General features: G+C 42.8%; 13 protein-coding genes and 1 riboswitch. Of the genes, 2 read left to right on the top strand and 11 right to left on the bottom strand.

All coding sequences use genetic code 11. From position 1 onward, the window contains the following. Positions 1-238 precede the first annotated feature (238 nt). Positions 239-487: a ferredoxin gene (locus GXP75_RS13840; protein ID WP_004429710.1), complete on the top strand. Its 249-nt coding sequence runs from the start codon at positions 239-241 to the stop codon at positions 485-487. 71 nt (positions 488-558) lie between these two features. Here GXP75_RS13840 and fmnP read toward each other — a convergent pair whose 3' ends face one another. Then, entirely contained in the window at positions 559-1,137 is a 579-nt protein-coding gene (gene fmnP, locus GXP75_RS13835) for a riboflavin transporter FmnP (protein ID WP_088117487.1), read from the bottom strand. 152 nt (positions 1,138-1,289) lie between these two features. Then, a riboswitch (FMN riboswitch) is annotated at positions 1,290-1,426 on the bottom strand. Between the two features lie 223 nt (positions 1,427-1,649). Between fmnP and serA the strand changes: the two genes are divergently transcribed. Next, positions 1,650-3,227 carry a phosphoglycerate dehydrogenase gene (serA, locus tag GXP75_RS13830; RefSeq protein ID WP_061572947.1) on the top strand — a complete coding sequence of 526 codons (1,578 nt, stop codon included), beginning with the start codon at positions 1,650-1,652 and terminating at the stop codon, positions 3,225-3,227. Between the two features lie 49 nt (positions 3,228-3,276). Here the strand turns inward: serA and aroD are convergent, their stop codons facing one another. The 10 genes from aroD to spmB form a co-directional block, all read right to left on the bottom strand. Beyond that, positions 3,277-4,032 carry a type I 3-dehydroquinate dehydratase gene (gene aroD, locus GXP75_RS13825; protein ID WP_242557032.1) on the bottom strand — a complete coding sequence of 252 codons (756 nt, stop codon included), beginning with the start codon at positions 4,030-4,032 and terminating at the stop codon, positions 3,277-3,279. A gap of 138 nt (positions 4,033-4,170) precedes the next feature. Further along, complete coding sequence (locus tag GXP75_RS13820) at positions 4,171-5,271, bottom strand: sigma-X negative effector (RefSeq protein ID WP_106044228.1); 1,101 nt, start codon at positions 5,269-5,271, stop codon at positions 4,171-4,173. Then, positions 5,207-5,791, bottom strand: coding sequence for an RNA polymerase sigma factor SigX (gene sigX / locus GXP75_RS13815; RefSeq protein ID WP_061572944.1), 585 nt, complete (start codon positions 5,789-5,791; stop codon positions 5,207-5,209). The genes GXP75_RS13820 and sigX overlap by 65 nt, the downstream gene beginning before the upstream one ends. Before the next feature lie 183 nt (positions 5,792-5,974). Continuing rightward, positions 5,975-7,762, bottom strand: coding sequence for an ATP-binding protein (locus GXP75_RS13810; RefSeq protein WP_004429699.1), 1,788 nt, complete (start codon positions 7,760-7,762; stop codon positions 5,975-5,977). After that, a complete protein-coding gene (gene resD, locus GXP75_RS13805; protein WP_004429698.1) occupies positions 7,759-8,481 on the bottom strand; it encodes a DNA-binding response regulator ResD in 723 nt (240 codons plus the stop codon). The genes GXP75_RS13810 and resD overlap by 4 nt, the downstream gene beginning before the upstream one ends. An 82-nt stretch (positions 8,482-8,563) precedes the next feature. Continuing rightward, positions 8,564-9,739: a c-type cytochrome biogenesis protein CcsB gene (gene ccsB / locus GXP75_RS13800; protein ID WP_106044227.1), complete on the bottom strand. Its 1,176-nt coding sequence runs from the start codon at positions 9,737-9,739 to the stop codon at positions 8,564-8,566. A 21-nt stretch (positions 9,740-9,760) separates the two neighbouring features. After that, on the bottom strand, positions 9,761-11,389 hold the full coding sequence (gene resB, locus GXP75_RS13795) for a cytochrome c biogenesis protein ResB (protein WP_242557031.1): 1,629 nt from the start codon (positions 11,387-11,389) through the stop codon (positions 9,761-9,763). Next, positions 11,386-11,925, bottom strand: coding sequence for a thiol-disulfide oxidoreductase ResA (gene resA, locus GXP75_RS13790; protein WP_004429691.1), 540 nt, complete (start codon positions 11,923-11,925; stop codon positions 11,386-11,388). Before resA ends, resB begins: the two co-directional genes overlap by 4 nt. Positions 11,926-12,014: 89 nt before the next feature. Then, positions 12,015-12,749: a 23S rRNA pseudouridine(2605) synthase RluB gene (gene rluB / locus GXP75_RS13785; RefSeq protein ID WP_004429689.1), complete on the bottom strand. Its 735-nt coding sequence runs from the start codon at positions 12,747-12,749 to the stop codon at positions 12,015-12,017. Positions 12,750-12,841: 92 nt separating this feature from the next. Beyond that, positions 12,842-13,378, bottom strand: coding sequence for a spore maturation protein SpmB (gene spmB / locus GXP75_RS13780; RefSeq protein ID WP_004429687.1), 537 nt, complete (start codon positions 13,376-13,378; stop codon positions 12,842-12,844). Positions 13,379-13,380 lie beyond the last annotated feature (2 nt).

Here is a 13,380-nt window from a genome sequence, read left to right as displayed (position 1 = left end):
ATCGATGTTTTCTTCTTTTTATTTTAACAGATTTTAAAGATAAATCGATGTTTAAAGTCGACATTCAAGGGGAGGTTATGTAGATAACCCCTTATGTGATAAGCATTCTCATTCATTTTTCTGTTGAAATGTAGCATCAACATCATTACAATAGGTAAAGGGAATAGGTGTTATATTAAAAAAATATAAAAGATTAATCCATTTGTTCCAATAAGAACAATCTGGGAGGTTTATTTTTATGGCAAAGTACACAATTGTAGACAAAGATACGTGCATTGCATGCGGAGCTTGCGGTGCTGCTGCACCAGACATTTATGATTATGATGATGAGGGCATTGCATTCGTCACGCTTGATGAAAATAAAGGTGTTGTAGAAGTTCCGGATGTGCTTGAAGAGGATATGATTGATGCATTTGAAGGATGCCCGACTGATTCCATCAAAGTTGCGGATGAGCCGTTCGAAGGCGACCCGCTTAAGTTCGAATAGAAAAAGCTCCCTGTCATTGGGAGCTTTTTTAATATGTTGCGCCAGGTCTGTTAACAGACCTGGCGCATTTTTTATGAATCAATGGTTTGAAGGTTTCTTTGCTGTTCAATCCAAGGCTTAAGCTTCGTAAAGATTAAAGTGAAGACGATCGTAATAATGATCCCTTTTACGATATTAAACGGCAATATTCCCGCGACAACCGCTGTTTTCAAAGCGCTGTCTGATAATGCCGGCGAATGTAAAAACCATGTGTAAGCAGGTAGAATGAGAACATAATTTAAAATACTCATTAAGACCGTCATAGCCGCAGTTCCCGCAAGCAGGCTCACAGCCAGTCCTTTTGCCGAATTTAACTTTTTAAATAAGAAAGCAGTCGGCAGAATAAACAGCGTTCCTGCGATAAAGTTTGCAACCTGCCCCACAGGTACGCCGGCCATGCTTCCCTGAATCATATATTGAAGAACATTTTTTATCCCTTCAACGGCAATGCCCGCTGCCGGTCCGTATAGAAGAATGGCGATAATGGCAGGTACATCACTGAAATCAATTTTTAAATAATCAGGAAGACCCGGAAACGGGAAATTTAACAGCATTAATACAAACGCGATGCTGCTAAGCATACTGATAACCACTAATTTTTTCACTTTCATTTTGAGCTCTCTCCTTTTCGATCATATCTCTCGAAAAGTGGAAAGGTTCGTTCTGTCCAGCCCAATAAAAAAACCGCTTTAAGATAAGCGGGGTTTAGATTTGGACTCGGCAAAGAAACGTTTGAAAATCTTATTTCAAAACGCTGCTGAACCTCCATCTTCTCCCATCCAGACTATACTGTCGGCTTCGGAATCACACCGAATCCTGCTGTAAAAACAGCTCGCGGGCTTAGAGCACATTATACTCATCACCGCCGGTAGGGAATTACACCCTGCCCCGAAGATTGATCATATGAATTTATTCACATTATAAATGATATAAATCGTAATGTATAGATAAGAGCTCAAAATCTTTATTTTTAAATAAATATTTATGCTCTTTTGTGTGATAAAACAGCGCATTTATAAGCTTTACTTTCGCCCTTTACTGCGGCAATACACGTTGACACTCTATTAAGAATATGATAAATTATCAGATATTTATGTTAGTAAATTTAGGAGGAAATCTTACGATGTTTCGAGTATTGGTCTCAGACAAAATGAGCAACGACGGCTTACAACCGCTAATTGAATCAGACTTTATTGAAATTGTTCAGAAAAACGTGACAGAAGCAGAAGATGAATTACATACTTTTGATGCTCTTTTGGTGCGCAGCGCGACAAAAGTAACGGAAGACCTTTTCAAAAAAATGACTTCCTTAAAAATTGTCGGCAGAGCCGGCGTCGGTGTCGACAACATTGACATTGATGAGGCCACAAAGCATGGGGTAATCGTCATTAATGCTCCGAACGGAAACACCATTTCCACGGCAGAGCATACATTTGCGATGATTTCTTCTTTAATGAGACACATTCCTCAGGCCAATATTTCTGTGAAATCCAGAGAGTGGAATCGCACAGCTTATGTCGGTTCTGAGCTTTACGGAAAAACACTTGGAATCGTAGGATTGGGCAGAATCGGAAGCGAAATTGCACAGCGTGCGAGAGCCTTCGGTATGACCGTGCACGTATTTGATCCTTTCTTAACAGAAGACAGAGCAAAAAAAATCGGTGTAAACAGCCGTACATTTGAGGAAGTTCTCGAAAGCGCGGATATTATCACAGTTCATACGCCTTTAACGAAAGAAACAAAGGGCTTACTGAACAAAGAAACCATTGCGAAAACGAAAAAGGGTGTTCGCCTGATTAACTGTGCAAGAGGCGGCATTATTGATGAAGCTGCGCTTTTAGAAGCTTTGGAAAACGGCCATGTCGCAGGTGCGGCACTTGATGTATTCGAGGTTGAACCGCCTGTTGAATCAAAGCTTCCTGATCATCCTTTAGTAATTGCCACTCCTCACTTGGGTGCATCAACAAAAGAAGCCCAGCTGAATGTTGCAGCTCAGGTATCTGAAGAGGTATTGCAGTTTGCAAAAGGCCTTCCTGTTATGTCAGCGATCAACCTGCCGGCGATGACAAAGGATGAGTTCAAAAAAATTCAGCCTTACCACCAAATCGCAGATAAAATCGGAAGCCTCGTTTCACAATGTATGAAGGAACCTGTAAAAGATGTGGCGATTCAATACGAAGGAACCATTTCGAAACTTGAAACATCGTTTATCACTAAAAGTTTGCTGTCAGGCTTTTTAAAACCGCGCGTTGATTCAACCGTCAACGAGGTAAATGCCGGCGGAGTTGCTAAGGAACGCGGAATCAGCTTCAGCGAGAAAATTTCATCTAATGAGACTGGTTACGATAACTGCATCAGCGTTAAAGTTACGGGAGACCGCAGCACATTTACAGTCACAGCTACGTATATCCCTCATTTCGGAGAGCGTATTGTTGAATTAAACGGATTTAATATTGACTTTTACCCAACAGGACATCTGGTATACATCCAGCATCAAGATACAACCGGTGTTATCGGCCGCGTTGGACGTATTCTCGGCGATAATGATATCAATATCGCCACAATGCAGGTTGGCCGTAAAGAAAAAGGTGGAGAAGCTATTATGATGCTCTCCTTTGACAGACATTTAGAAGAAAAGGTTGTTAATGAACTATCAGACGTTCCAGACATTGTTTCTGTCAAACTGATTGATCTTCCTTAATCAATACACAAAAAACTCAAGCCATTGAAGGCTTGAGTTTTTTTGATCATTACGTGTTTTTATGTAAAATGTCTAAAACACTTCTCAATTCTTGGACTGGGATCTGTCCTGGTGCAGATGCTTCTTCTCCTGAACCAAATGTGCAGGCTGAACCAAAAACTTCTCCTGCAAGACGGCTGACAAGTCCTGTTGCCGCCATTGACATTGTAATGATTGGACGATCTGCATATTTTGTTCTCATAGTGAGCGTGGCATCGAGCAGAGTCAATACATCTTCAGCGCTATTCGGCATTACCGCGATTTTAGGGATATGAGCTCCGTACTCTTGCATTTGGCGCAAACGTGAAATGATTTCTTCTTTTGCTGGTGTTTTGCGAAAATCATGATTAGACATCACGACATACACACCATTTTCTTCCGCACACGCAACTAGTGCTTTTGCTTGTCCTGAAAACAGTTCAACGTCCGCCAGATCAATTTTTTTTGTACGAATAGCCATTTCCAGCAGTTGCGCATAGTAACGATCTTCAACTTGTAAGCTGCCGCCCTCTTTATGACTTCGGAATGTAAAAAGAAAAAGGGTGTCTGCCAACGTCTTTCTAAGCTTTGAAATCATGTCTTTTACCGCTTCTAAATCTTCAGCCTTTTGGTACACATCCACTCGCCATTCCACAATGTCCGGCTTTAAGGCTTTTATAGCTTCTGATTCTTGAAGAATTTGTTTTTCTGTCGTCCCCATTAAAGGAATAATAATCTTAGGAATCCCTTCCCCTATTGAAACATTTTTGATTGTTAATGTATTCATAGACTTTCAGCCCTTTCTTCAATCGTCTTATTATTATATAACACTTACAAGGCGAAAGCGGCAGTCCCTTTTCAAAAACCGGCGGCTGTCCGCATAAAAAAGAACTCTTCCCTTACTGCCCGAAAAGAGTTCTTTGTCTTAATTTATATGAATCGGATTTGGAGCAGACGGAACCGATACGGGTTCTGTTACATCATACTTCCCAACCTGATGTGTTTTCGTATTTTTAAAGGTCACTTTGGTATAACCAAAATCTTTCGCTGTCAAAAGCAATCCTTCAAGCATTAAAATACTGCTTATCGAATTCTCAACAACCGACTTTTCTGAGAAATATATCAATAAGGAATCATTTTTTTCTGTTACAGATTTGACCGTTCCGCTTTTAATAATAGGTCTGATATCTGAATTGCTGCTGTTTTCCATTCCTTTTATTGCGTCACTTATATTATGATAGGTTTTTTCAGAAGGGACGAGGAAATAATGCCCTTCTTCATCCTGATAGGCATAGTAACCCCTTTGGGTCTGTTTGTGAACGGGAAGTTCCGTTAAAGTGCCGTAGGATCCTATGTCTGCACCTGAATCGCCTTGGTCTGTCGTGAATTTGATGCGGTCATAGGGGCTCCATTTCATTGTTTCGTTCAGCATTTTTTCCAATAACTTTGCCTCTTTAGAAGAATCGACCGTGATTTGTTGTTTGACCTGTATCAACAGCTCCTTCTGATTTTCCGTGACTTTCACGTCATCAATAAATGATGGGACAGATATGCCGGTATCAAATAAATCTGAGTGGTCGTAGGCAAACAGCATGTCCTGAATGTTTTCGCCTGAGTTTGTTTTTTCGATGCTTACGGGTATGATCGTGGACGTTTTTGCATTGGCAAATGCTACGGTTATGTACTTGTTTTGATCTTTGTCAGAAACAACAAACGTTTTTTGAATGCGGGCTGCTTCTGATTTTTGGCTGTCTGCCAGCTTCATTTCAGCGGCAGCACTGTCATCAGCCGTTCCTTTGTTGTCAAACTGTGATTTGGGAAATAAATGAGGAGAAATAATGAAAGCAATATATACTACAATCGCTGTTGCAACTGCGGGACCAATCCAGCTTACAGGCAGTTTTTTCTTATGCTTTGCCTTCAGAAGACACTCGTAAATGTCGTTTGCCGAGCGTTGGTCTTTAACTTTGGGAAGTTGATTTAACAACTCCTTTATCCGTTCTTCGTTCCAATCTGACTTCATCATCCATTAGCTCCTCCCTCAAAAGCTCCATATGTTTACGAAGTACTTTGAGCGCCCTGTGCTGGGTCGTTTTCACTTTACTTTCCGAGAAGCGCAGAGCTTTGGCTGTTTCCTGAATAGAATATCCTTGAATAAATCTTAAGATAATAACAGCTCTTTGATCTATCGTGCATTGATCCAGCGCGGCATAGATTTCCCGGACATTTTCATGCTGAACGGCGAGTTCATCCGGAAGCAAATGCTGATCTCTGACATCCTGTGTATCCCAATCAAATGTCCCCATAATCCGCTGTCTGATCGTCTGCTGCTTGCGGAACCAATCAATTGCGACATGGCGGGCTATTGACAGCAGCCATGTTTTTTTACTGCTTCTTCCTTCAAATGTATGATATGAATTCAGCACACGGATATAAACCTCTTGAAGAAGGTCCTCTGCTTGGCTTTTGTCTTTTACCATATAAAATAAGAATTGGTACAAATCTTGATGATATGTATCATACAATATCTGAAAGGTTTCTTCCATGGGAAACCCCTCCGTTCACTTTTTTGTCGTAAGAATAGGTAGAAAAGTTACATTACAACTATATTACGAGAAACTGGAATTTGGAAGGGAATTTATATTAACTTATTCTTAAATTTTGTAAGCGTAAAAGGAAAAAAACACCCGCATAAACAGCGGGTGTTTCGTATGGAACAAGATTCTTCGTCAAATTTGGACTTCATCCAACGGTTTTGTCGGAATGTAAAACGTAAATGTCGTTCCTTTATCAATACGGCTGTGCACTGTGATGGAGCCATTGTGTGCTTCTACGATATTTTTCACAATCGCAAGTCCGAGCCCTGTGCCCGCTCGGCCCCTTGTACGTGCTTTATCCGCTTTGTAGAAACGCTCGAAGATAAACGGCAAATCTTCTTCCGGTATTCCTGAACCAGAGTCCTTCACGTCAATTTTCAATCCGTCTTTGACAGATTGGACCGCAATATGGACGGTTCCGCCCGATTGAGTATGACGCAGCGCATTGTCAATTAAATTTGTAAATACCTGCTCCATTTTGTCCTCATCGAATGCAAACTCTGTTTCATTAAGTGATATGTCGTCCGTTAAAGAGATGTTTTTCTCTTTTGCAACTCCGGAAAATTTTCTGAAGATCTTTTCTAAAAATTCATCGAGATTTACTTTTACGTAATGTAATGCGGTATGGCCGGATTCCATTCTCGCTAAATCCAGCAAATCATTGACAAGACGGCCCATTCGTAATGACTCGTCGTAAATGATCTGCGCAATTTCTTTCCGGTCATCCTCTGAGCTTGCGATATCGTCAACGATGGCCTCACTATAGCCTTGAAGCATAGAGATCGGCGTTCTGAGCTCATGGCTCACATTGGCGATAAAATCTTCCCGCAATTTATCAAGCCGGCGCTCTTCCGTCATGTCCCGCAGCACGGCAACGGCGCCCCGCACATGAGACTGCGCGTAAAGCGGCGACATTAAAAGCACCCACGACCGCCCTTGCAGCGTCATTTCGATCATTTGTTCTTTTTCTGTATTGACCGTGTTTTGGAACAGTTCTTTTGCCTCCGGCGGAAGGTGATCGTCTGCCTGTACATTCATGTTCTGCTCATAATACCACGCTTGCAGAAAACGCTCCGCCGGCGGGTTTGTGACCAGAATTGTTCCGTCTATATTAATTGTAATGACCCCGTCGGCCATACTGCTCAATATGTTGGAAAGCTGTTCTTTTTCCTGATTCAGCGCGTTAATATGGAAGTTGAGCTGTCTCCCCATTTGATTAAAGGCAGTCGCAAGCTCACCGATTTCGTCATGCGTCAGAATCGGAATCTTTGTGTCAAACTTTCCTTTCGCCAGATCCTGAGCACCTTCCCTCATTTTTCGAAGCGGATAGGTTACCCGGCTTGACAGAAAGAAGGCGAAAAATGTTGTCAGCACGATCGCAATGCCTGCAGCCAGAAAAATATAGCGGGTTGTGTGTTTTGTCGTATCCTTCACAGCTAAAAGAGACTGCGATAAAAATACCATCCCTTTTTTTCCGTCTTTTTCATAAGGGACTCCGACGACGAGCCGCTCATTATTCGTATTAGTGTCGTTGACTCCGGTGCGTTTACTCACTTTTTGGTAGTTCGACAGCGCCTTGTCTAACTCCGGGTCACGCTTAATTTGTTCCAGCGTAATCGAGGATAATTGATTTTTATCATTAGGCGAATACCAGTGTTTCTTCTCATCCTGTACAATCGCAATGCTTGTTAAGTTATCTGCCAGCTCCCATGTGATGGATCTGGCCAGCGCTTGATCCTCATGGTTTTCTAAAATAACCGCTACTTTGTTGGCGAGCTGGGTTAAGTCATTTTCCGCTTCTTCTACGTGATAATTTTCGATAAATTCCAGCAGCAGGACCGTTAAGATAAATAAAACGATCAGAACAAGCGAAAGGATTGTGAACCATAGCTTGCCTACTACGCTTTTCCAAAATTTCATTCAGCGCCTACCTCAAATTTATAGCCGACGCCCCAAACTGTAACGATTTTCTTTGCCGCGCCCGGTGATACTTTGTTCAGTTTTTCCCGCAGCCGTTTGACATGTGTATCGACCGTTCTGAGGTCTCCGAAAAATTCATACTGCCATACTTCTTTCAGAAGCTTTTCCCTGTCATAGACTTTGTCCGGCGTTTTCGCCAAGAAGTAAAGAAGCTCATACTCTTTTGGGGTTAAGCTCACTTCAGTTCCATCGGCGGTCACGCGGTGGGCGTCATGATCAATGGAGAGATGCGAGAACACGAGCACATCCTTCGTTGTCGTATTTGCATTGAAGTAAGATGTTTGTGATGCTCTGCGCAGCAGCGCTTTTACACGCAGCACAACTTCCCTTGGGCTGAAAGGCTTGACGATATAGTCATCTGTTCCCGCTTCAAAGCCCTGCACGCGGTTTGCTTCTTCGCCTTTTGCCGTCAGCATAATGATCGGTGTAGCCTTTTTTTCCCGAATTTGGCGGCAGACTTCGATTCCGTCTGTGCCTGGCATCATTAAATCGAGTAAGATCAGATCGTAATCGGTTTCAAGCCCTTTAACGATTGCTTCGTCTCCGTTTTCCGCTTCCTCAATTTCATATTCTTCCCGTTCAAGATACATTTTTAAAAGGCGGCGAATTCTGGCTTCGTCATCTACTACTAATATTTTTGTTTCTTTAGATTGATCCATCGTTTTCCCCCTGCTTTCCTTCTGTTACTTTCATTTTATCAAAACCTGTGAAAGATTGAGAACTGAATAGGTTTTTAGGAACTTATGCGTAGGAGTGCAGTCCGGCAAGCACAAGATTCACGAAAATTAAGTTGAACATAATGATAGCAAACCCGATGACGGCAAGCCATGCTGATTTCTCGCCATGCCATCCTCTCGAAAGCCTTAAATGCAAATAAGCGGCGTAGAACAAAAACGTAATCAGCGCCCATACTTCCTTCGGGTCCCAGCCCCAAAATCTTGTCCAAGCGAGCTGAGCCCAAATCATCGCAAAGATTAGCGCCCCAAGTGTAAAGACGGGAAATCCGATGGAAACAGCTCTGTATCCGACTTCATCCACCAGATCAAGATTCGCACTTTTCACCAGCGGCTGTAAAAACGCACTGATCCTTTTTCTGATGATTAGACGCAACGCGCCATATAGGAGAAGCCCGGCGCCAAATGACCAGATGACTGTATTTACTTTTCTGCCTGAAAAGATTGCCGGAAGTTCTATGAATGGCTCCATTTTGCCGTTTGTCACCAGCTCGCCTTGATGCGGTCCGACAAGTGCAGGCATTTCATACACCATTACGCTTTTTTCCTTGTTTTTATCAACCCAATTGAATTCCGCTTTGTAATCTGCGAAGCGGAATGCTGAAGTGACAGCAATAAACGCGATGGTTGCCACCAGTATAAACATGATCATTTCCAGCCAAAAGGTTTTTTTGCCCGGCTTTGTCTGATCCACATCTTTCAGCAGAAAAATAACGCCCGCAACAAAGCTGATCGCAAGTATAGCCTGCCCAAGCGCAGCGGTTGTGACGTGAATATACAGCCAATTACTCTGCAATGAAGGAATTAATGGCGAAATATCTGTCGGAAACATGCTCGCATATGCAATGAGAAGCAAAGCGATCGGCAGCGTAAACAGCCCTAATGAAGGCAGCTTATAAATAAAATAAATAATGATAAAGGCAAGAACCAGCATCATGCCAAAGGCCGTGGTGAATTCAAACAAATTGCTGACAGGCGCGTGACCGCTCGCAGCCCACCTTGTGATGAAATATCCAAGATGGCAAACAAACCCGATACAAGAAAGGGCAATTCCGATCGCCGCCCAACGGTTTTTACCGTCCTTCCTGCCTCTTTTACCGCGAATAGCCCCGCCGAAAAACGCGACGGCTATTAAATATACAAGAAAGGCCGCATAAAGAAAATTTCCGCTCAGCTCCGCCATTACAACACTCCCTTTTTATAACTATTCCTGCGATTTCATTAATTCTTTTTGATCTGCCGGCTCAGCCAGCCCTGTATCAGTCAGGACATATTTCAAATCCTGCTTAAGTCCGTACCAGTTTTTGTTGGTATGCCCGGCTATAAGCACCTTACCATCCTGCGTGTGCAGCCAGATTCTCCGATGCTGCCAGTACATGCCCTGAATAACACCGATCATAAAAATAGCTCCGCCTAAAGCAAGCACCCAAAGCGTCAAATCTTTTCTGACGGTAAGACCGGAGATGTTTTTCGTTTCGACATGATCAAATTTCATTTTATATTTGTTGCTGTCTGATCCTTCTATCGTCTCCTGGATCGCCACGAAGCTTTTTTCACCTTTTGGCTTGTCTGGTGTAATCATATTAAAGACAAATGCAGGATTGTTAGGGATTTTTGTTTTGGTGCTCGGCTCTCCATCTTTATTAAAATAAAAATCCGGCAGGTAGCTTGCCACTTCAACCTTGTAACCGTTACCAAGATCATAGTCCGCATCTGGATCCAGAAGATTAATCTTAATACTTCCAAAGGATTTTTCGGTTTTTTTATCAATCAGCTGAAACACCATCTGATCGAGCTGATTCTCTTTATAGTCTACTTGATAAACCGAATAGGAATCAAAACGCAGAGGTTCATTGACAATGATGTTGTCCTCTTTTATTTTCTTCAGCTTCGGTTTTTCTCCGTAAACAATCTTGCCTTCGCGTTTGAAAAGCTCTGCCTTTGTCTGAAAGCTTTTGGCGACTTTTCCGTTTCCGACCCGGTCAATAGCGTCCGCAAAGACTTTTTTTTCATTTTTGCTGTTGTAGGTTTCCACACTGAATTGATTGTTTTTCAAATAATATTCGCCGTCAGTTCCCGGGATCACCGCTGTCTCGCCTTCACGAACCCACAGAGTTTCGTCAACGTACATTCCGGGGACAAATCTCAGCATCGCGCCGATGAGAAAGATAATCAGACCGATATGGTTGACATATGGACCCCATCTGGAAAAACGGCCTTTTTCAGCTAAAAGACTTCCCTCTTTTTCTCTTATTCTATAACGCTTCTTTTTTAAATGAGTGATGATTTTTTCCTTTGTTTGTCCTGTCAGCTCTGTCTCTGATTGGCTGAACAGCCGCTGCCTTCTCAAAAAGACAGGATTCCGTTTGACACCTTGGTTCTTCAACGCCCTGTAAAGCGGGATGACTCGATCAAGACTGCAAATCACAAGAGAGATGCCAATGGAAGCGATCAGAAGCAAATACCACCAAGACCCGTAAAGGTGATGAAGGCCTAACAGATAATAGATATGGCCGAATGTGCCGTATTGATCTTTATAATATGTATCAGCTTGTGCCCCTGGAGGCAAGTAGGCTTCCTGCGGAAAAATGGTGCCGAATGCAGAGGCAGCCAGTGTAATGATGATAAGCCATATCCCTACCTTGACCGAAGAAAAGAAGTTCCAAATTTTATCGATGATGGTTTTGTTATAGGTTTGGGAGCGCCTGGCACTGCCGTCATACCTCATATCAGCAAGCGCCGGCTGTTTTTCTTGAAGCGTTCTGCCGCACGATTCACATAAGACGGTTCCGATCGGGTTGATATGTCCGCACTCGCATTTTACCCGCTTCATCCTGAAGACTCCCCGGGCTTAATCAGATTCATATAATCATGAATCATGCTTTCTGTCATTGTGCCGGTCACCACCTTGACAATTTTCCCCTCCGGATTAATTAAAAATGTTGTTGGGATCGGACTCACGCCATACGCATTAAGCACTTGTCTGTCACTATCCAGCACAACTGGAAAATTGACTCCGTAGGAATTCATAAAATTATGTACTGCTAATCTTGACTCGCCTACATTCACTGCAACAATTTCGACTCCTTGGTCTTTAAAGTGTTTGTATTGGTTCGCCATATAGGGAAACTCTTTTTTGCACGGTTCACACCATGTTCCCCAGAAATTCAAAAAAACGCCTTTGCCTTTCAACCCATTCAGTTCAATACGGTTCCCTTCCGCATCTTTCAGCACAAAATTCGGTGCTTGGGACCCTTCAGATATACTTTCTTTGTCTGCAAATACGGCATTGTAAATCGTATATCCCAGCGCACAGATTAATATGAGAAGGATGCCGGTCCGAATGAATAAACGCCTTTTTTTCTTCATTGCACAGCCCCCTTCCCCTATTGCATACCATTTCATTATACCATTGCCAATTCTATTCACATTTGTTTTTTTTGAAGGTTATGTGAAAATTAGAAAGCGTTTTTACCGTGTTCAGCCAAAGCTCTGAGTCTTTTTACCTCATGCGGCGTCAGTTCCCTCGCATCTCCGGTATGAAGTCCGCGCAGGTCTAAAAATGCGTATTCTTCCCTCTTCAGCTTCAGCACCTCATGGCCGATTGCTTCAAACATGCGGCGAACTTGTCTGTTTCTGCCTTCATGAATGGTCAGCTGAATAATGCTTGTCTGTTTTCTCTTATCTAAAGAGAGCAGCTTCGCTTTGGCGGGCGCTGTTTTGCCTTCTTCCAGCTGTACGCCCCGTTCGAGTTTTCTGACCAGCTCTTTTGACGGAATTCCTTTTACCTTCGCCACGTATGTTTTATCAATTTGATACTTAGGATGCATAAGCTTGTTGGCAAAATCGCCGTCATTCGTTAAAAGCAATAATCCGCTTGTATCATAGTCAAGGCGTCCGATCGGATAAATGCGCTGCGGAATTTCTTTAAAAAAGTCAGTTACCACTTTTCGCCCTTTATCATCGTCAGCAGCCGAAATGACGCCTCGCGGCTTGTAGAGCAGAAAATATACAGGCTCTTCGCGTTCTATCTTCATCCCATTTACTTCAATTTGATCAGAACCGGTCACCTTTACACCCAGTTCTGTTATAATTTTGCCGTTCACCTTTACTTTTCCTTCTTTAATCAGCTCTTCTGCCTTTCTGCGTGACGCAACTCCGGCGTGAGCAATAACTTTTTGCAGTCTTTCCATGTCTTTCACCTCAAGTATTATCTTACTTTTTTCAACCTGAACAAACAAGCTTTTTCAGGAGCTTACTGTTTCGAAACAAAAAAGCGCCATTTTCAGGCGCTTCCAAATAATAACGTAACGATGATGATGGATGCAACTACTCCGATCAAATCAGCGAGAAGTCCTACCTTTAAAGCATCACCCATTTTTTTAATTCCAACCGCCCCAAAATAAACAGTTAAAACGTAAAGTGTCGTATCGGTCGAGCCTTGCATGACCGACGCGAGCCTGCCGATAAAGGAATCCGGCCCGTAAACGGCAATTAAATCTGTTGTCATGCCGAGTGCCGCCGTTCCTGAAATTGGACGGATCAAAGCGAGCGGCACTACCTCAGCGGGCATGCCAAGGGCGGAGAAGACGGGTTTTAAAAGCCCCATAAAAAAATCGAGCGCGCCTGAAGCCCGAAAAACGGTAATAGCGACAAGCATCCCGACTAAATACGGAATAATGGAAAACGCAATCTCTATTCCTTCTTTTCCGCCTTCTACGAAAGATTCATATGTCGGAACGTTCTTGAAGGTTCCGTAAAGAAGAATTCCGGCAATAATAATCGGAATCATTGCCAAAGACAGCCAATTGATGATTTCCATCC

It is taken from the genome of Bacillus sp. HU-1818, from assembly GCF_022695965.1.
Lineage (GTDB): Bacteria > Bacillota > Bacilli > Bacillales > Bacillaceae > Bacillus > Bacillus atrophaeus.
This window is presented reverse-complemented; position numbering and strand designations above follow the sequence as displayed.

Coding starts and splice junctions, on each gene's coding strand:
- GXP75_RS13840 (WP_004429710.1), top strand. CDS start 239: ATGGCAAAGTACACAATTGTAGACAAAGATACGTGCATTGCATGCGGA.
- fmnP (WP_088117487.1), bottom strand. CDS start 1,137: ATGAAAGTGAAAAAATTAGTGGTTATCAGTATGCTTAGCAGCATCGCG.
- serA (WP_061572947.1), top strand. CDS start 1,650: ATGTTTCGAGTATTGGTCTCAGACAAAATGAGCAACGACGGCTTACAA.
- aroD (WP_242557032.1), bottom strand. CDS start 4,032: ATGAATACATTAACAATCAAAAATGTTTCAATAGGGGAAGGGATTCCT.
- GXP75_RS13820 (WP_106044228.1), bottom strand. CDS start 5,271: ATGATGAAGTCAGATTGGAACGAAGAACGGATAAAGGAGTTGTTAAAT.
- sigX (WP_061572944.1), bottom strand. CDS start 5,791: ATGGAAGAAACCTTTCAGATATTGTATGATACATATCATCAAGATTTG.
- GXP75_RS13810 (WP_004429699.1), bottom strand. CDS start 7,762: ATGAAATTTTGGAAAAGCGTAGTAGGCAAGCTATGGTTCACAATCCTT.
- resD (WP_004429698.1), bottom strand. CDS start 8,481: ATGGATCAATCTAAAGAAACAAAAATATTAGTAGTAGATGACGAAGCC.
- ccsB (WP_106044227.1), bottom strand. CDS start 9,739: ATGGCGGAGCTGAGCGGAAATTTTCTTTATGCGGCCTTTCTTGTATAT.
- resB (WP_242557031.1), bottom strand. CDS start 11,389: ATGAAGCGGGTAAAATGCGAGTGCGGACATATCAACCCGATCGGAACC.
- resA (WP_004429691.1), bottom strand. CDS start 11,925: ATGAAGAAAAAAAGGCGTTTATTCATTCGGACCGGCATCCTTCTCATA.
- rluB (WP_004429689.1), bottom strand. CDS start 12,749: ATGGAAAGACTGCAAAAAGTTATTGCTCACGCCGGAGTTGCGTCACGC.
- spmB (WP_004429687.1), bottom strand. CDS start 13,378: ATGGAAATCATCAATTGGCTGTCTTTGGCAATGATTCCGATTATTATT.